The sequence below is a fragment of the Paraburkholderia sp. JHI869 genome, assembly GCF_038900775.1.
GTDB lineage: Bacteria > Pseudomonadota > Gammaproteobacteria > Burkholderiales > Burkholderiaceae > Paraburkholderia.
The window spans coordinates 452,994-471,543 of sequence record NZ_JAYMSC010000004.1 but is presented as its reverse complement, the minus strand read 5'-3'; the positions used below and the strand labels follow the sequence as shown (position 1 = coordinate 471,543).

The 18,550-nt window shown below is 64.6% G+C and carries 12 protein-coding genes; 10 read left to right on the top strand and 2 right to left on the bottom strand.

Translation table 11 applies throughout. From position 1 onward, the window contains the following. Nucleotides 1–130 precede the first annotated feature (130 nt). The 8 genes from dapB to VSR72_RS11040 all read left to right on the top strand — a co-directional run bounded on the left by dapB (nucleotide 131) and on the right by VSR72_RS11040 (nucleotide 8,788). Nucleotides 131–928 carry a 4-hydroxy-tetrahydrodipicolinate reductase gene (dapB, locus tag VSR72_RS11075; RefSeq protein ID WP_342952403.1) on the top strand — a complete coding sequence of 266 codons (798 nt, stop codon included), beginning with the start codon at nucleotides 131–133 and terminating at the stop codon, nucleotides 926–928. A gap of 60 nt (nucleotides 929–988) precedes the next feature. Next, nucleotides 989–1,717, top strand: a complete 729-nt coding sequence (locus VSR72_RS11070) for a MotA/TolQ/ExbB proton channel family protein (RefSeq protein WP_342952402.1) — start codon at nucleotides 989–991, stop codon at nucleotides 1,715–1,717. A 12-nt stretch (nucleotides 1,718–1,729) separates the two neighbouring features. Beyond that, nucleotides 1,730–2,161, top strand: coding sequence for a biopolymer transporter ExbD (locus VSR72_RS11065; RefSeq protein ID WP_342952401.1), 432 nt, complete (start codon nucleotides 1,730–1,732; stop codon nucleotides 2,159–2,161). 142 nt (nucleotides 2,162–2,303) lie between these two features. Further along, a complete protein-coding gene (gene leuS, locus VSR72_RS11060) occupies nucleotides 2,304–4,898 on the top strand; it encodes a leucine--tRNA ligase (RefSeq protein ID WP_342952400.1) in 2,595 nt (864 codons plus the stop codon). Nucleotides 4,899–4,998: 100 nt separating this feature from the next. Next, entirely contained in the window at nucleotides 4,999–5,562 is a 564-nt protein-coding gene (lptE, locus tag VSR72_RS11055; protein WP_342952399.1) for an LPS assembly lipoprotein LptE, read from the top strand. Between the two features lie 43 nt (nucleotides 5,563–5,605). Further along, nucleotides 5,606–6,820, top strand: coding sequence for a DNA polymerase III subunit delta (gene holA / locus VSR72_RS11050; protein ID WP_342952398.1), 1,215 nt, complete (start codon nucleotides 5,606–5,608; stop codon nucleotides 6,818–6,820). A gap of 199 nt (nucleotides 6,821–7,019) precedes the next feature. After that, the gene (locus VSR72_RS11045) at nucleotides 7,020–8,291 is read left to right on the top strand and encodes a glutamate-5-semialdehyde dehydrogenase (protein ID WP_342952438.1); all 1,272 of its coding nucleotides are present in this window, start codon (nucleotides 7,020–7,022) and stop codon (nucleotides 8,289–8,291) included. Nucleotides 8,292–8,365: 74 nt separating this feature from the next. Next, on the top strand, nucleotides 8,366–8,788 hold the full coding sequence (locus VSR72_RS11040) for a CopD family protein (protein ID WP_342952397.1): 423 nt from the start codon (nucleotides 8,366–8,368) through the stop codon (nucleotides 8,786–8,788). Nucleotides 8,789–8,891: 103 nt separating this feature from the next. Here VSR72_RS11040 and VSR72_RS11035 read toward each other — a convergent pair whose 3' ends face one another. Next, nucleotides 8,892–9,344 carry a nuclear transport factor 2 family protein gene (locus VSR72_RS11035; protein ID WP_342952396.1) on the bottom strand — a complete coding sequence of 151 codons (453 nt, stop codon included), beginning with the start codon at nucleotides 9,342–9,344 and terminating at the stop codon, nucleotides 8,892–8,894. A 1,251-nt stretch (nucleotides 9,345–10,595) separates the two neighbouring features. On the opposite strand from VSR72_RS11035, the gene VSR72_RS11030 reads away from it, so the two are divergent. Continuing rightward, a complete protein-coding gene (locus tag VSR72_RS11030; protein WP_342952395.1) occupies nucleotides 10,596–15,359 on the top strand; it encodes a YadA-like family protein in 4,764 nt (1,587 codons plus the stop codon). Nucleotides 15,360–15,490: 131 nt separating this feature from the next. Here the strand turns inward: VSR72_RS11030 and VSR72_RS11025 are convergent, their stop codons facing one another. Next, entirely contained in the window at nucleotides 15,491–16,348 is an 858-nt protein-coding gene (locus tag VSR72_RS11025; RefSeq protein WP_342952394.1) for a MurR/RpiR family transcriptional regulator, read from the bottom strand. A gap of 289 nt (nucleotides 16,349–16,637) precedes the next feature. On the opposite strand from VSR72_RS11025, the gene edd reads away from it, so the two are divergent. After that, nucleotides 16,638–18,530 carry a phosphogluconate dehydratase gene (gene edd, locus VSR72_RS11020; RefSeq protein ID WP_342952393.1) on the top strand — a complete coding sequence of 631 codons (1,893 nt, stop codon included), beginning with the start codon at nucleotides 16,638–16,640 and terminating at the stop codon, nucleotides 18,528–18,530. The last annotated feature ends 20 nt before the right edge of the window (nucleotides 18,531–18,550 follow it).

Here is an 18,550-nt window from a genome sequence, read left to right as displayed (position 1 = left end):
CAGGGCGTGGTGCGCGAGGCGTGCCACGCTTCGAATCGGCGGCCGAGGTGTCATTACCGGCCGCCGCGTTTTTTGGCGGCGCTTTGTTGCATCCGGCGTCGCTGCCAGCGACACATTGGCAGGAAGACTCATGAAAATCGCAATCGCCGGTGCATCGGGCCGCATGGGCCGCATGCTCATCGAAACCGTCCTCAATTCGCCCGACGTCACGCTATCGGGCGCGCTCGTGCGCAAGGGTTCGGCCGCCGTTGGCCAGGACGCCGGCGCGTTCCTCGGCAAGGACACCGGCGTGCGCATCACCGACGATATCGAGCAGGTTTTCGCGCAAAGCGACTGTCTGATCGACTTCACGCGCCCCGAAGGCACGCTCGTGCATCTCGAGGCGGCGCAGCGCCACGGCGTGAAGATGGTGATCGGCACGACCGGCTTCGACGCCCAGCAAAAGGCGCAACTCGGCGCGGCGGCGCAAAAGGTCGGTGTCGTGTTCGCGGCCAACATGAGCGTGGGTGTGAACGTCACGCTCAAGCTGCTCGAATACGCGGCGCGCTTTTTCGAGACCGGCTACGACATCGAGATCATCGAGGCGCACCATCGCCACAAGGTCGACGCCCCCTCGGGCACCGCGCTTGCGATGGGCGAGGCCGTGGCGAAAGCGCTCGGCCGCAATCTCGACGAATGCGCCGTGTACGGCCGCGAAGGCGTGACGGGCGAGCGCGACCCTTCGACGATCGGGTTTTCGGCGATTCGCGGCGGCGATATCGTCGGCGATCATACGGTCTTGTTCGCGGGCATTGGCGAGCGCATCGAGATCACGCATAAGTCCTCGAGCCGCCTTTCGTATGCGCAAGGCAGCGTGCGCGCCGCGCGCTTTCTGCAGGACAAGGCCAACGGCCTGTACGATATGCAGGACGTGCTCGGCCTGCGCTGAGCGTTTCCCTTAGGTCCGGCCCAGCTCCCGCGGCGCCGGACAGACAGTGAGCGAGGTCCGATGGCAGCGAGTTCCGGAGTCATTCACTATCTGCAGACGGGCGATGCGGTCACCCACGCGGTTGCGTGGGTATTGCTGGCCATGTCGGTCGCGAGCTGGTGTTTTCTCATCATCAAGAGCTGGATCCTCCTGCGCGCGAAGCGCCAGGGGCCGCGCGCCATCGCGCGCTTCTGGCAGGCGCGCACGCTCGCAGACGGCGTGGCCGCCATGCGCGGCATCGACCGCGAGCGCGTTTTCCTGCCGCTCGCGCAGGCGGCGCTCGCCGCCGAGGAAGCCGACGCACCCGGCATGATGCTCGCCCGCGTGGACCGCGGCGAGCGTGTGCTGCGCGCGCTGCGCGGCGCGCTACAAGCCTCGCAGCGGCGCCTTGAGTTTGGGCAGGTGCTGCTGGCCTCGGTGGGCAGCACGGCGCCGTTCGTGGGCCTCCTCGGCACGGTTTGGGGCATTTATCACGCGCTCGGCAGCATTGCGGCTAGCGGCCAGGCGATGATCGAGAACGTGGCCGGGCCGGTGGGCGAGGCGCTCATCATGACGGCTTTCGGTCTCGTCGTCGCGATTCCGGCGGTGCTCGCCTATAACGTGCTCGGTCGCCTCGTGCGCCAGCTTTGCGACGATCTCGACGGCTTCGCCCACGATCTGCACGCCTATGCCTGCGCGCCTGAAGGCGCGCCGCTGCGCCGCGAGGGGGCGCAGGGCGCGCTGCGCGAAGGCGCGCGCGCCGAGTCGTAGGAGGCAACGCGTATGGCATTCGGCGGACTCGAAAAGAAGCGCGATTCGGCACCCATGTCGGACATCAACATGACGCCGCTCATCGACGTCATGCTCGTGCTGCTCGTCATCTTCATCATCACCGCGCCGCTTTTCTCGCACGCGATCCGGCTCGATTTGCCGAAGGTCGCCGCCGAGCCCGCGCAGCAAACGGCGCAAACCGTTACGCTCTCCATCGACGCCGCCGGCAAGCTCTACTGGAACGCCCAACCCATCACGCTGGACGAACTGCGCGCGCGCTTCGCGGCCGCGGGTAAAGCGCCCGAGTCGCAGCAGCCCGAGCTGCAACTGCGCGCCGCGCGCGAGACGCGCTACGACGTAATCGCCCAGGTGATGGGCGCCGCGCAGCAGGCCGGTCTCACGCGCCTTGGCTTCGTGACCGAGCCGCCCGCTGGTGCGCACTGAGCGCACGCCAGTCAACGGTATAATCAACGTTTCCTTTAAAAACGGGCCCAGCGAAACCGCCGCAACCTGCCGGTATCGTGAACGGCCGGCCCGGTGCATCCGGCACCGAAAGCGCCCGTTTTCAGCGTTCACCATCCACACCATGCTCGAAAAATACGTTCCCTCCGACGTCGAATCCGCCGCGCAAGGCGAATGGCGCGCCACCGACGCTTACCGGACGGCCGAAACGGCCGACAAGCCCAAGTTCTACTGCGTCTCGATGCTGCCGTATCCGTCGGGCAAGCTGCACATGGGCCACGTGCGGAACTACACGATCAACGACGTGATGTACCGTTATCTGCGCATGAACGGCTACAACACGCTGATGCCGATGGGCTGGGACGCGTTCGGCATGCCCGCCGAAAACGCCGCAATGGCCAACAGCGTGCCGCCGGCGAAGTGGACGTACGACAATATCGAGTACATGAAGGGCCAGATGCAGTCGATGGGTCTCGCCATCGACTGGTCGCGCGAAATCGCCACCTGCAAGCCCGACTACTACAAGTGGAACCAGTGGTTCTTCCTGAAGATGCTCGAGAAGGGCATCGCCTACAAGAAGACCGGCACGGTGAACTGGGACCCGGTCGATCAGACCGTGCTCGCCAACGAGCAGGTGATCGACGGGCGCGGCTGGCGCTCGGGCGCGCTCGTGGAAAAGCGCGAAATCCCGATGTACTACCTGCGCATCACGCAGTACGCCGATGAACTGCTGAACGACCTCGACGGCCTCGGCTGGCCCGAGCGCGTGAAGATCATGCAGCAGAACTGGATCGGCAAGAGCTTCGGCGTGAACTTCGGCTTCCCGTATGAGCTGGACGGCGAGAAGAAGCTGCTGCGCGTGTTCACCACGCGCGCCGACACGATTATGGGCGTGACCTTTGCCGCGATTGCGGCCGAGCACCCCCTCGCCACGCGTCTCGCGCAAGGCAAGCCGGAGCTCCAGGCGTTCATCGACGAATGCAAGCGCGGCGGCGTGGCCGAAGCCGACGTCGCGACGATGGAAAAGAAGGGCATGCCCACGGGCTTTACCGTGACGCACCCGCTCACGCATGAGCAAGTGCCGGTGTGGATCGGCAACTACGTGCTGATGAGCTATGGCGAAGGCGCCGTGATGGGCGTGCCGGGCCACGACGAGCGTGACTTCGCGTTTGCGCATAAGTACAACCTGCCGATCAAGCAGGTGATCGCCGTGGAAGGCGAGACGTACTCGCTCGACGGCTGGCAGGAGTGGTACGGCGACAAGGAACGCGCCGTGTGCGTGAACAGCGGCAAGTACGACGGCCTCGCCTACACGGCGGCCGTGGACGCCGTCGCCGCCGACCTCAAGGCGCTCGACCTGGGCGACAAGCAGGTCACGTGGCGCCTGCGCGACTGGGGTATTTCGCGCCAGCGCTACTGGGGCACGCCGATCCCGATCATCCATTGCCCGAGCTGCGGCGACGTGCCGGTGCCGGAAAAGGACCTGCCGGTCGTGCTGCCGGAAGACCTCGTGCCGGACGGCACGGGCAACCCGCTCGCGAAGTCCGAAGCCTTCCTGAACTGCAAGTGCCCGACCTGCGGCGCCGACGCGAAGCGCGAAACCGACACGATGGACACGTTCGTCGACTCGTCGTGGTACTTCTACCGCTACGCCGCGCCGGATGCGCAGAACATGGTCGACGAGCGCACCGACTACTGGATGCCGATGGACCAGTACATCGGCGGCATCGAGCACGCCATTCTTCACCTCTTGTACTCGCGTTTCTGGGCGAAAGTCTCGCGCGACCTCGGTCTCGTGAAGTTCGGCGAGCCTGCGAAGAACCTGCTCACGCAGGGCATGGTGCTCAACGAAACGTTCTACCGCGAAGACGCCGCGGGCAAGAAGACCTGGTACAACCCGGCCGATGTGAGCGTCACGCACGACGACAAGGGCCGCCCGATCGGCGCGACGCTGAACGCCGACGGCCAGCCTGTGGTGCTGGGCGGCATCGAAAAGATGTCGAAGTCGAAGAACAACGGCGTCGACCCGCAGGTGCTGATCGACCAGTACGGCGCGGACACGGCGCGTCTCTTCACGATGTTCGCGGCGCCGCCCGAGCAGCAGCTGGAGTGGTCGGGCGCGGGCGTGGAAGGCGCGAGCCGCTTCCTGCGCCGCGTCTGGGCCTTCGGCCACGCGAACGCCGACGCGATCCAGTCGCGCGCTTCGTTCGACGCGGCGGCGCTCACGGACGTCGAAAAGACGTTGCGCCGCGAGGTTTATAGCGTGCTCAAGCAGGCCGACTTCGACTATCAGCGCCTGCAGTACAACACCGTCGTGTCGGCGGCGATGAAGATGCTCAACGCCATCGACGGCGCGAAGGGCGCCGGTGCCGGCGTGCAGCGCGAGACGTTTGGCGTGCTGCTGCGCGTGCTGTACCCGGTCGTGCCGCACATCGCGTTCGAACTGTGGAAGGCGCTCGGTTATGGCGACGAATACGGCACGCTGCTCGACGCACCGTGGCCCAAGGTCGATGAAAAGGCGCTCGAGCAGGCCGAGATCGAACTCGTGCTGCAGGTGAACGGCAAGGTGCGCGGCGCCGTGACGGTGGCCAAGGACGCACCGAAGGATGCGATCGAAGCGGCTGCACTCGCGCACGAAATGTTCGTCAAGTTCGCGGAAGGCCGTGCACCGAAGAAGATCATCGTCGTGCCGGGCCGCCTCGTGAACATCGTGGTCTAAAGAGGCAAACAAAGGCCATGTCGAGCGGCGTGGCGCGCGAAGTGCGCGCGGCGCCGCTCAGCCGACACCGGCGACTCTGTCGCGAACCCAGGGAGTCCATGTGATTCGCAGATCGTTCCTCAGGTTGTTCCCGCTCGTGGCGGGCAGCGCGCTAGCCCTCTCGGCCTGCGGCTTCCAGTTGCGCGGCGAGGAAAATTTCGCCTTCAAGCGCCTCGCCGTCGTCGGCGCGCCGCCGCCGTTCGTCGGGCGCCTCTCGCGTATGGTCGAAGGCGGCAGCGACTCGGTCGTGGTCGATTCGGTGGCCAATGCCGACGCCGTGCTGCGCGTTTCCGAAGGACGTAGTTTCAGCACGCTCACGCTCAATTCCCTCGGCGCAGTCGTGGAGTATCAGGTCAACTACTCGCTGACCTACACGCTGACGAGGCCGGACGGCTCCGTGCTGATCCAGCCGAGTGTGATCTCGCTGAACCGCGCGATGACCTATAGCGATCAGTTCTCGACCGCCAAGACGCAAGAAGCCGATCTGCTCTTCACCGACATGCAGAACGACGCCGTCGACCAGCTGATGCGGCGCCTCGCGGTGCTGAAGACGATCAACCCCACGCCCGATCAGGTCGTGCCGGGTGTCGCCCCGCGCGCACCGCTGCCTCCGCCGCCGCTGTAATGCGCGCTGTTTCTTTCTACTGAGCGAACTTCGACCGAGCGACATGCAACTGCGACCCGACGCACTCGAACCGCACCTCGCGAGAGGGCTGGCCGGCCTGTACGTCGTCTATGGCGACGAACACCTGCTCGCCCAGGAGGCGTGCGACCGCATCCGCGCGGCCGCGCGTGCGGCGGGCTTTACCGACCGCTCGGTGTTCACGGTCGAGCGCGGCTTCGACTGGAGTTCGCTCCTCGGCGCGAGCCAGTCGATGTCGCTCTTCGGCGATCGCCAACTGGTGGAGTTGCGCATTCCGTCGGGCAAGCCCGGCAAGGAAGGCGCGGACGCGCTCAAGACGCTCGCAGCATCGGCGAATCCCGATGTGCTGATGCTCGTCACGCTGCCGCGGCTCGACGCGGCCACGCAGAAGTCCGCGTGGTTCACTGCGTTGGCCGAAAGCGGCGTCGCGCTGAAGGTCGATCCCGTCGAGCGCGCGGCGCTGCCGAACTGGATCGGCCAGCGGCTCGCGCTGCAAGGCCAGCGCGTGGCGCCTGGTGAGGACGGCCGGCGCGCGCTGCAATTCGTGGCGGAGCGCGTGGAAGGCAATCTGCTGGCGGCGCACCAGGAAATTCAGAAGCTCGGACTGCTGTATCCGCAAGGCGTGCTGAGCTTCGAGCAGATACACGACGCCGTGCTCAACGTCGCGCGCTACGACGTTTTCAAGCTCAACGAGGCGATGCTGACGGGCGACGTCGGCCGCCTGGCTCGCATGCTCGACGGACTGCAGGGCGAGGGCGAGGCCTCTGTGCTGGTGCTTTGGGCTGTCGTCGAGGAAATCCGCACGCTGCTGCGTATCAAGCGCGGCGTGGCGGCGGGCAAGCCGCACGCCATGTTGCTGCGCGAGAACCGCGTGTGGGGGCCGCGCGAGCGGCTCATCGGGCCGGCGCTTTCGCGTTTGAGCGAGGCGACGCTGGAGCGCGGCCTCGCGCTCGCGGCGCGGCTCGACCGCCAGGTGAAGGGGCTTTCCGGTCAGTCGCGCGCCGACTGGCGCAACGCGCTGCCGCCCGACGCCTGGGACGGTCTGTTCGAACTGGCGATGACGGTGGCGGCGCCCCGCGAAAGCGCCACGCAGGCGCGCGCCGTTGGCGGTGCGCACGGTGCTGCAGCGCCAGGGCGCGCGCAGCCCGGTGGTCAGCCAGGTAGCCCGGCCGCGGCGGCCGCAGCGGCAGCGGCGGCGGCCCGACCGCGCACCGCAGGGCCGTCGCGCCGGCCGGGCTGAAGCGTTCCTCGCTCGCTTGAACCGGCACTTCTGCAACTGCCTTTAGCCAGCCACGAGGCCGGCGCACACGCCGAGCCGCCTGGCCGCGTCCAGCAAACCTTGGCGGCTGGCCTTAAAATCGGCTTTGACCGTTTTGAATCGAATCGCGCTCGGGCAGCGCATCTGACTGCCCCTCACGCGCCGCATGACGAAAGACACCATGGATATCGACCAGTACATGACCGACCTCGGCCGCCGCGCCCGCAAAGCTTCGCGCGCGATGGCACGGGCCTCGACGGCCGCGAAGAACGCGGCGCTCGAAGCGGTGGCGCAAGCCATCGAGCGCGATGCGCAGCAACTGAAGGACGCGAACGCGCGCGACCTCGCGCGGGCGAAGGAGAAGGGCCACGATGCGGCCTTCATCGACCGCCTTACGCTGTCGGACAAGGCGCTGAAGACGATGGTGGAAGGTTTGCGCCAGGTGGCCGCGCTGGCGGACCCTATCGGCGAGATCAGCAACCTGAAGTACCGTCCGAGCGGCATTCAGGTCGGCCAGATGCGTGTGCCGCTCGGGGTGATCGGCATCATCTACGAGTCGCGCCCGAACGTGACGATCGACGCCGCGGCGCTGTGCCTGAAGTCGGGCAACGCCACGATCCTGCGCGGCGGCTCCGAGGCGCTCGAATGCAATACGGCGCTCGCGAAGCTGATTGGCGAGGGGCTTGCTGCGGCGGGCTTGCCGCAGGACGCGGTGCAGGTCGTGGCAACGGCGGACCGTGCTGCGGTGGGCAAGCTCATCACCATGACGGAGTACGTCGACGTGATCGTGCCGCGCGGCGGCAAGAGCCTGATCGAGCGCTTGATGGCTGAAGCGCGCGTGCCGATGATCAAGCACCTGGACGGCATCTGCCATGTGTACGTGGACGACCGCGCCGACCTCGCGAAGGCATTGGCCGTGTGCGACAACGCCAAGACGCATCGCTACGGCACCTGCAACACGATGGAGACGCTGCTCGTGGCACGCGGCATTGCGCATGACGTGTTGCCGCCGCTCGGTCGCCTGTATCGCGAAAAAGAAGTGGAGTTGCGCGTGGATGCCGCAGCGCGCTCGATTCTTGCGGACGCCGGCGTTGGCCCGCTTGTGGACGCCACGGAAGAAGACTGGCGCACCGAGTACCTCGCGCCTGTGCTGGCGGTGAAGGTGGTCGATACGCTCGACGACGCAGTTGAGCATATCAACCACTACGGTTCGCACCATACCGATGCGATCGTCACCGAGGACCATGACCGCGCGATGCGCTTCCTGCGCGAAGTCGATTCGGCCAGCGTGATGGTGAACGCGTCGACGCGCTTTGCCGACGGCTTCGAGTTCGGCCTGGGCGCGGAGATCGGCATTTCGAACGACAAGCTGCATGCGCGTGGCCCGGTTGGTCTGGAAGGGCTGACCTCGATGAAGTACGTGGTGCTTGGCCACGGCGAGGGCCGTCAGTAATCGCGCATCGCGGGCGGCCGCGCGTGCCGAGGCGCGCCGCCTGACTGTTCAATCGCTCACAAAGAAGAAGAAAAATGTCGATGCTCTGGGTCAAGACGTTTCACATCGTACTGATCGCCTCGTGGTTCGCGGGCCTGTTCTACTTGCCGCGCATCTTCGTGAATCTCGCGATGGAAACCGAGCCCGCGGCCATCAAGCGGTTGCTCATCATGGCGCGCAAGCTCTATCGCTTCATGACGATGATTGCCGTGCCTGCGCTGCTCTGTGGGCTGTGGCTGTGGCTCGTCGTGGGCATTGGGCGCGGGCAGGGGTGGATTCACGCGAAAGTGGGTGTGGTCGTGCTGCTCATCGGCTATCACGCTTACTGCGGACGCCTGCTGAAGGCCTTCGAGCGCGGTGAGAATAAGCGCTCCGACAAGTGGTATCGCATGTTCAACGAACTGCCGGTGCTCGGCATGCTGGCCGCGGTGGCGCTGGCAGTCATCAAGCCCTTCTGATACCACTCTCCCAAATCCTTCTCTGGAATTTCGGCTTGCCCGGCAGCTTGTCGACCCGCAGTTTGCGCCTTCGCGCTGACCGCGGTCCCACGCAACTCGTTGTTCAAATGCTGCCCGTTTCCTTGGCGCGCATGCGGGCCGCTGCAACATGCCATCCGTCATCGCGCTTCACGAATACGTCCGTGAAGCGGTACTCGATCGTCTTGTAGCCCGCGGCAGGCGTGTATCGATTGATGCCGGTAGCTACGGCGACATTGTCGAGCACCTGAATGCGCACGTCCTGCAGTACCTGTGAGCCACCGGGCGGCAGCGCGGGCGCCGCCAGCAAGTCATGTTTGCTGCGCTTGATATTGCCGGGAAATATCTCGATGAACTTGTCGTCGAGCAGATCGTCGAGCACCGGACGATCGCCGGCCGAGGCGGCTTGCGTCCACTGGTGTTCGAGCAGTTCGATCTGCAGCTTTTCTGATATGACGGGCTCAGCGGCCGGCGTGACCGAAGCGTAGGCGGTCGCCGCCAGGATACTCGCGGCTGCGAGAATCAACATGCGTTTCATGACGTTTCCTTGAGTGTGACGCGAGGCCGCGTGGCTCGCGAAGTGGGGAAACGACACAGGCATGCAGATGCGTAGCTGGCGTGAGCACGGCGTTGGCGCAAGGCGCGCGAAGTCTGTGCGGCGCCTGGATCGCTTCGCGAGAGATGAGGCCGGAAGTCAGTGTTTCCCGATATGCAAAGTCTATGCGTCTGACAGATCGCGCGACATAGGACAAATCTCAAATCGGCCGACGCCGAGTGTTGCTGCGACGCAACCGGCCCGAGGCATGCCGTCGAATCTAGCGCTCAGCAAACGGACGATTTTGTTTGATTCAAGATTCGTGGGAAATGGGCGGATTTCGGTCGCAGAGTTTCGTTTTTTCTCGAAGAATGGTTTCTCAGATTTTGCGAAGGATTTTTGAGGGAATTAATGATCTAGGGTGTAGGTAAATAGGATATGGAAAGTAGTAGAAAGTAATGTCATTTCCCGTGTAACGCCATCCGCTATCTTCAATAGGATGCCGAGAATTCGGATTCTCATGCATTCGACAAGAAAATAAGAATAGTCGGCGACTGCTCAAATTTCAGAGTGACTGCATGGATGACGGCATTTTTATCGCGTTAACGATAATAAAGTGCTTTCGGAGTTCTCTTATGTCCCTCGTGTATCTGAGCCCCTAAAGTCGCGAATGACATCGCATCGTGGTGATTTAATTCTGTAGGCATTATCTGCGACTGAATTAATAAGCCATTGCGTGTAAGGCAAATCGTTGGTCTCAACCGACTACTTGATTTTCATTTCTGAGGGAAATCGCCGCCGGATTGCAATGCGCTTGTTCGTGCGGCGGGCGTCCGGCTATGCGTGCATCTCGCACGGGCGGTATTCCTTCATTAACCGGGGCAGAGCGTGAACAAGACATATCGATCAATCTGGAATGAGTCCACGGGGACGTGGGTTGCGGTTCAGGAAAACGCCTGCGGGCGCGCAAAGAACGGTTCGAAGGGCGGCGAACTAATCCGATTGGCCGCGCTCGGTGCGGGTGTTGGCGGCATCTTGTTGTCCAGTTCTGCCTGGGCCGATTCTTGTGTGAAGCAGGGATCGGTTGTGAGCAATTCGGGCGCTGGGGGCGATAGCAACTGCACGACGTCGTCGACGACTACGAGCGCCGCTTTGGGCGGAGGTGGGTCCAGCCTCGAGGGCTATGTCGCTGCGGCAACGCCTGGTGGAGCAACCCAGAGCGACTCCGTCCTTCTCCCGGGTTCGGTCGGCGCTATGTCCTCTAGCACCGGCACCGGGCTTGGCGCGAGTCAACCCGCGCCACTCGGTAGCAATCTGAAAAGCGTGGCCGCCCTCGGCAGCCAACTTGATGACATGGCTGGCACCACTTATTTCCACACCACCTCGTCCGGTCCCGATTCGTCGGCCACGGCGGAGAACAGCATCGCAGTGGGTTCTGGGGCGGCGGCGACGGCGGAGAACGCCATCGCGGTCGGTGCGGGGGCTGTGGCTTCAGGGTACAACTCAATGGCACAAGGAGCAGGCGCGACCGCCGCTCCCGCCAACGCGATGGCATTAGGTGCCGGCACGGTTGTTACGACAGGTACCAAAACCGATATTTCAGGCTCCCAGAGTGGCGTGGGCGCCATCGCGCTCGGCAATTCGTATACCGATACCTTCGATGGGCAGAGCTACACCTACAAGACAGTCGTGACAGGTCAGAATGCCATCGCGGTCGGCAACGGCTCCACGGTAGCTGCGCAGTCGGGAATGGCAATCGGTACGATGACACTCGTCACAGGCAATAACTCGGTCGCGATCGGCCCAGAGTCGACGGCCTCCGCAGACGCTGCCGTGGTGTTCGGTGGGCAGGCTGCCGCGACGGCGTACGGTTCAATTGCGCTGGGCAATAGCGCTACGGCGACGAACGCCAGTGCCATGGCATTGGGTCCCAGCGCTCTCTCGACGGGTAACACATCTCTCGCGTTGGGTTCCTGGGCGTTGGCAAGTGGAGATACTTCGGTCGCAATCGGCGCAGCTGCGACGACTACAGAGAAGGGTTCGGTGGCGATTGGCTGGGGTACCACCGCTCTCGGCGAGAACGCTTTCGCAACGGGCAGCTTCGCAACGGCATCGGGTCTTAGCAGCGTTGCACTCGGTACTGGCGCGGTGAGTACGAATGACAGCGCGGTTGCGCTGGGACGTGCCGCGATGGCTTCTGGTCTCGGCGCGCTGGCTCAAGGCACTGCTGCAAGTGCTGCAGGCGACAACTCGGTTGCGATCGGCAATATGGCGAACGCGACCGGGCTGGACGCGGCCGCGCTCGGTGCAATGGCAAACGCTGCGGGCAGCAACTCGCTCGCACTGGGCGACGGCTCGACCGCATCGGGCTCAAGCGCGATCGCCATGGGGGCAGCGGCAACGGCATCCGCGCTGAACGCCGCGGCGCTTGGCGCGGGTGCAGAGGCGCTTGGCAACTACGCACAGGCCATTGGCGCCAGTGCGCAGGCACTGAATAACGGCGATCTCGCGATTGGTACGTCGTCGACGGCGTCGAGCACTACGGCCGGCCGGTATGCGACGGCGCTGGGCACCAATGCCTACGCGACCAACGCTGGTGCAACTGCGGTGGGTGGGCGCGCAACGGCAACGGGCGCTAGCGCCACGGCACTGGGCTTTGGCGCACAGGCGGAAACGGATAACTCGGTAGCGCTGGGCAGCCGCTCGGCAACGGGCGAGGTGATCGGTACGGCAAGCGGCGTGATCGGCGACACGACATACGACTATGCGGGTACGAGCCCAACGGGCACGGTGAGCGTGGGCGCGGCGGGTGCCGAGCGCACGATCACGAACGTGGCGGCGGGGCAGGTTACCGACAGCAGCACGGACGCTGTCAACGGCTCGCAGCTTTTCGCGACCAACACGCAAGTCACGGCCAACACGACCTCGATCTCGAATCTACGAGAAGACGTGACGACCATCAACGGTCAGATCACGAATATCAATGGCATGCTGGCCGACGCGGTGATGTACGACTCGTCGACGCATGCGACGGTGACGCTAGGTGGCGCGGGCGCGACCACGCCGGTGGCGCTGACGAATGTGGCGAACGGCGCACTGAGCGCATCGAGCGTCGATGCGGTGAACGGCTCGCAACTGTACGCGCTGGGTGCGACGACGGACGCGTCGGGCAACATCACGAACAAGTTCGTGGCGTACGACGACACCTCGATGAACGCGGTGACGTTCGGAGGCTCGGACCATACGCCGGTCAAGCTCACCAACGTGGCGAACGGCACGCTGAGCGCATCGAGCCTGGATGCGGTGAACGGCCAGCAACTGAACGCGACGAACACGAACTTGACGAACCTGGCCGGCGACGTGACGAACATCGCGGGCGAAATCACGAACATCAAGGGCAAGGTTGCTGACGCGGTGCTGTACGACTCGTCGGCGCACACCGAGGTGACGCTGGGTGGTTCGGGTACGACAACGCCGGTGGCGCTGACGAACGTGGCCAACGGCGCGCTGAGCGCATCGAGCGTCGATGCGGTGAACGGCTCGCAGTTGTACGCATTGGGCGCGACGACGGACGCGTCGGGCAACATCACGAACAAGTTCGTGGCCTATGACGATACGTCGATGAGCTCGGTGACGCTCGGCGGCAGCATGGATCATGCGCCGGTCGCGCTGCACAACGTTGCAAACGGCGAGGTGAGCACGGCGAGCCTCGACGCGGTGAACGGTTCGCAGCTCTACGGTCTGGCCAGCTCTACGGCGAATGCACTAGGCGGCAAGACGAAAGTCAACGCGGACGGTTCGATCGGCGCGCCGACCTACCTTCTCGGGGAAGGGACCTACCACGACGTGGGTACAGCACTTGATGCTGTGATGGCTGCGGCAGGTAGCGGCAATGTTGACGGTGTTGTGTACGACACGTCGGAGCACAATTCGGTGACGCTGGGCGGCGCGGATCACGATCCGGTCAGATTGACGAACGTGGCGAACGGCGGGCTGAGCGCATCAAGCGTCGATGCGGTGAACGGCTCGCAGTTGTACGCGCTGGGCGCGACGACGGACGCGTCGGGCAACATCACGAACAAGTTCGTGGCCTACGACGACACGTCGATGAACGCGGTGACGCTCGGCGGCAGCATGGATCATGCGCCGGTCGCGCTGCACAACGTGGCGGCGGGCGACGTGAGCACAACGAGCCTCGACGCGGTGAACGGCACGCAGCTTTACGGCCTCGCCAGTTCGACGGCCAAGGCGCTGGGCGGCAATACGCAGGTCAACCCCGACGGCTCAATCAGTACGCCTGCCTTCAGGCTCCAGGGCACAGCAAATACGTACACGGACGTGGGCTCCGCGCTGAATGCCGTGATGGCTGCGGCGATAGGCGGCAACGTGGATTCGGTGCTGTACGACACGTCGGCGCACAACGCGGTCACGCTGGGCGGCGCAGATCACGCCCCGGTCTTGCTGACGAACGTGGCGAACGGCGGCCTGAACGCATCGAGCGTTGACGCGGTCAACGGCTCGCAGCTGTACGCCTTGGGCGCGAAGACCGACGCTTCGGGCAACATCACGAATGCGTTCGTAGCCTACGACGATACGTCGATGAGCAAGGTCACGATGGGCGGCTCGGGTCACGCTCCAGTTGTGCTGACCAACGTGGCAAACGGCGCACTGAGCGTCTCGAGCGTCGATGCGGTAAACGGCTCGCAGCTATACGCACTGGGTGCGAAGACCGACGCATCGGGCAACATCATCAACGCGTTCGTTGCTTACGACGATACGTCGATGAACTCGGTCACGTTCGGCGGTTCGGGCCACGATCCGGTTGTACTTCACAACGTGGCGAACGGCGTGGCATCGAACGATGCCGTGAACGTCGCGCAGCTTGAAGCAATGGGCGCGAAGATCGACGGCTCCGGCAACGTGATGAACGGGTTCGTTGCGTACGACGATTCGACGATGAGTTCGGTGACGCTCGGCGGCGGCATGGATCATGCGCCGGTCGTGCTGCACAACGTGGCGAACGGTGCCGTCCACGCCTCGAGCCTCGACGCGGTGAACGGCCAGCAGCTTTACGGTGTGGCTTCCAGCACCGCGAGCGCGTTGGGCGGCGGCTCGACGGTGTCCCCGGATGGTACGGTCTCGGCTCCGACATACAACATTGGAGGCGACACCTTCAACAATGTGGGTGGCGCGCTTACCAACCTCGACTCACGAGTCGGTACGATCGAGACGAACTACACCACCATCGCGGGCCAGGTGGCGAATGCGGTTCAGTACGACTCGTCGGCGCATGACTCGGTAACGTTGGGCGGCTCTGGCGCAACTTCGGCCGTGGCGCTGCACAACGTGGCGAACGGCGTGCTGAGCGCGGATAGCCTCGATGCAGTCAACGGCTCGCAGCTGTATGCAACGAACGTGCAGGTCGAAAATCTGAATCAGCAGATCCAGAACATCAACGTCAACGGTTCTGAGTATCTGTCCACCAACACGACGAACGGTGCGGCTTCGGCTACGGGTTCGAACTCGATCGCGGCGGGCGGCGGGGCGATTGCTTCGGGTGCGAACTCGACGGCGATGGGCGACATGGCGAAGGCCACGGGCAACAACTCGGTCGCGCTGGGTGCGAACTCGGTGGCGGACGAGGACAACACCGTGTCCGTGGGCTCTCAGGGCAACGAGCGCCGCATCACCAACGTCGCACCGGGCGTCAACCCGACCGACGCGGTGAACGTGGGGCAGTTGCAGAGCGGCTTGAATTCGCTACAAAGCGGCTTGAACTCCGTGGCGCGTAATGCTTACGGCGGTATTGCAGCGGCCACGGCGCTGACGATGATTCCGGACGTCGATCAGGGCAAGACCATTGCGGTTGGCGTAGGTACGGCCAACTTCAAGGGCTACCAGGCGGCGGCGCTCGGCGCAACGGCTCGCATTACCCAGAACATCAAGGTGAAGCTGGGCGGCGGTTACGCCTCAGGTGGCGGCGCGACCTTCGGTGGCGGTATGTCGTATCAGTGGTAAACGCTTGAGGTTGATCCGAAGGCGGCGCAGTATGGCCGCTTCGGGTCTTCAAGCCGAAATGCAAAGCGGACTCCCCTGGGAGTCCGCTTTTTTGTTGCTGCGCCGACTGCGTGCCGGGGCCCGCCGCGAGTTTAACCGTTCGCATCCATGCGACGCCGCGCGATGATGTCCTTCGCGTCGGCAAGCTTTTCCGCGAGTTCGGGACCGCGCTGGAGCGCCACGCCTACCGCGAGTATGTCGCCAATAGCAAGATGCGAAGTGCGCGAAGTCATCGGCGAAAAGACGTCGGTGTCTTCGTCGACATTCGCGTGCAGCCCGACGCTCGCGAGGCGAGCGAGCGGCGAGGTGCCGTGCGTGATCGCGATCACCTTCGCGCCGCGATCGAGCGCCGTGCGAGCGGCGTCGACGATGTCGCGCGTGCGCCCCGTGTTCGAGATCGCCACCACGACGTCGCCGGGACCGAGCAGCGCCGCCGACATCAAGAAAGTATGCGGATCCGAATACGCGACGCTCGGCATGCCGAGGCGAAAGAACTTGTGCTGCATGTCCTGCGCGGCGATGCCCGAGCCGCCGGCGCCATAGAACTCGATGCGCGCCGCATGCGCGAGCAGCCCGATCGCCGCGGCGAGCGAGTCGGTGGAGAGATTGTTGCGCACCTGCAAGAGCGCGCCGATGGTGCGGTCGAGCACCTTGGCCGCGACGCCCGGCACGGGTTCGTCCGGGCTCACGTCGCGGTACACGGCCGGGTGCTCCGTCGGCAGATCGGCGGCGACGGCCTGCGCGAGCCGAATCTTGAACTCCCGGAAACCCGAGAACCCTAGCGCATGGCAGAACCGCGCGATGGTCGGCTGGCTCACGCCCGCGCGCTCGGCGACCTCGGTCATCGAGAGATCGAGCACCTCGCGCGGCGCCTGGATCACGTAATCGGCGAGCTTGCGCTCTGAAGGGCGCAATTGCTCGCGCATGGCTTTCACCTGGGACAGCAGCATCAGGAAACTCGCACTATGCTGAAAGATCCGTGGACTATAGCGGATCGGACGTAATGTACAAAAACTACAGGATCGCCGTTTGCTTCTTCCCCAATCGGGCGCGCATCAACGCGAAAGGCTTATGAATAATAAGACTAGGCGTTCGTTTAACCCAGCGCTCCCAGGGTCTTACCGGGATTGTCGGCTTGTAGTTTTTCTACTAACATCGCGCCATCGCTGTTTGGTGCGCTCCAGGTGCACCTGACCTGGCCCCGAGCGTCCCCGCCGAGACAAGAAGGAAGGAGATTCGATGGTTTCCCCGCATTCTCAGTTGATGAAGGTCACGCAGCGCGTGATCGAGCGCAGCAAGCCGACCCGCGAGGCCTATGTGGCGCGCATCGCGGCCGCTCAGGATATGTTCCCGGCGCGTGGCGCGCTCTCGTGCGCGAACCTCGCCCACGGTTTCGCCGGCCTCGAAGGCCGCGACAAGATCTCGATCAAGTCGATTCGCGAGCCGAACATCGGCATCGTCTCCGCCTATAACGAGATGCTCTCGGCGCACGCGCCCTACAAGGATTTCCCCGACATCATCAAGAAGGCCGCCCGAGAAGGCGGCGGCGTCGCGCAGTTCGCGGGCGGCGTGCCGGCAATGTGCGATGGCGTGACACAAGGCAACGCCGGTATGGAACTGTCGCTCTTTTCGCGTGAAGTCATCGCGATGAGCACGGCCGTTGCGCTCACGCACAACATGTTCGACGCAGCGCTGTGCCTTGGCGTCTGCGACAAGATCGTGCCGGGCCTTCTGATCGGCGCGTTGCAGTTCGGCCACCTGCCCACGATCTTCGTGCCCGCCGGCCCGATGACGAGCGGCATCACGAACGACGACAAGGCCAAGGTGCGCCAGCAGTTCGCCACCGGCCAGTGCGATCGCGCGGCGCTGCTCGAATCGGAGGCCGCCGCCTATCACGGTCACGGCACCTGCACGTTCTATGGCACGGCCAACAGCAACCAGATGCTCATGGAGATCATGGGCCTGCATCTGCCCGGTTCGGCCTTCATCCATCCGCATACGCCGCTGCGCGACGAACTCACCGCCGCTGCGGCGCGCCGCGTGCTCGAACTCACCGTCGAGCGCGGCAACTACACGCCGATTGGCCACATCGTCGACGAGAAGGCCGTGATCAACGGCATCGTCGGGCTAATGGCGACGGGCGGCTCGACCAATCACACGCTGCACCTCGTGGCGATGGCGCGTGCGGCGGGCATCATCATCGACTGGAACGACTTCGACGTGCTTTCGGACGCCGTGCCGCTGCTCGCGCGCGTGTATCCGAACGGGAAGGCCGACGTGAACCATTTCCACGCAGCGGGGGGCATGGCGTTCCTCGTGCGCGAACTGCTCGATGGCGGCCTGCTGCACGAAGACGTGAATACCGTTGCGGGCCGCGGCCTGCGTCATTTCACCGAGGAGCCGAAGCTCATCGATGGCAAGCTCACGTGGGTCCCGGCCGTCGAGAAGAGCGCTGACGACTCCGTTCTGCGACCGCTCCCGACGCCGTTCCAGCCGGACGGCGGCTTGCGCCTGATGCAAGGGCGTCTGGGCCGCGGCGTCATCAAGGTTTCCGCTGTTGCACCGGAGCGCCGCAAGGTGCGTGCGCCGGCTATCGTGTTCGATTCGCAGGAAGCGGTGCAGGAAGCGTTCGACCGCGGCGAACTCGAGCGCGATTTCGTGGCTGTCGTGCGCTTCCAGGGCGCGCGCGCCAACGGCATGCCGGAACTGCACCGCCTCACGCCGTTGCTCGGCGTCCTGCAGGACAAGGGCTTTCACGTGGCGCTCGTGACCGACGGACGCATGTCGGGCGCGTCGGGCAAGGTGCCCGCGGTGATCCACGTTTCGCCGGAAACGCTGCTGCACGGCCCGATCGGCAAGGTGCGCGATGGCGATACGATCGTGATCGACGCAGTGGAAGGCGTGCTCGACGTCGAAGTCGACGCCGCCGAGTGGGACGCGCGCCCAGTCGCGCAGCCCGCGCACCAGGAACTCAACGAAGTGGGCTTTGGCCGCGAGCTGTTCGGTGTGTTCCGCGCCACCGCCGCGCCGGCGGAACTGGGCGCTACGGTGTTCGGACCGCTCGTGGGCGAGCAGGCTGCGCCCGCACCCGCCACTGCGGCCACCCCCGCGCCGGCCCACGCCGCGAACTGAATTCATCATCAAGGAGCCTG